Consider the following 588-nt stretch of genomic DNA (forward strand, 5'->3'; position numbering starts at 1 on the left):
GGACGCTGACCGACGGCATTGCCTATTTTCGCGGCGGCGCGGCGCCCGCTCTGGCGCGACTGGGCGGTTTCAAGACGATAGGCGCCGACGATGCGCTGTTCGCGCTCTGCCAGGACAAGTTCCGCTCCGGAGCCGTGCTCGGCGCGCTCGGCCTGCCGGTGCCGCAGGCCGGGCTCGCGCGCGACGGCCAATGGCTGGTCGAGCCGCCGGCCTCGCCCGCCGGCTGGTTCGTCAAGCCCAACCGGCTCGGCGCTAAGATCGGCATCTGGCCGGACTCGCGTGTGGCCGACCTCGGCCATGCGCTGGAGCTTAGCCGGCGCGTCTTTTCGGCCTATCGCGACGATGTCGTCGTCCAGCCCTATGTCGCCGGCCGCAACGTGCGCGCCAGTTTCCTCGGCCTGGTGCCAGGCGCCGGGGTCGAAGCGCTTGGCGTGGCCTTTGTCGATTCAGGCGCCGATTTCCAGACCATGGCCGACAGCCTGGCGCTCTACGGCGACACCGGGGAGGCAGCGAAAGCGGCGGGACATTACGCCGAGCCGGAACTCGTCGCGGTTGCCGACAGCCAGCGGGCCGCCGACGCCACGATAC

The 588-nt window shown here is 70.7% G+C and carries 1 pseudogene; it reads left to right on the forward strand.

From position 1 onward, the window contains the following. Nucleotides 1-588 (forward strand): annotated as a pseudogene (locus EN750_RS38045) (D-alanine:D-lactate ligase-like protein); the annotation flags it as partial.

Origin of the sequence: Mesorhizobium sp. M7A.F.Ca.ET.027.03.2.1, assembly GCF_003999175.1 — a bacterium.
Lineage (GTDB): Bacteria > Pseudomonadota > Alphaproteobacteria > Rhizobiales > Rhizobiaceae > Mesorhizobium.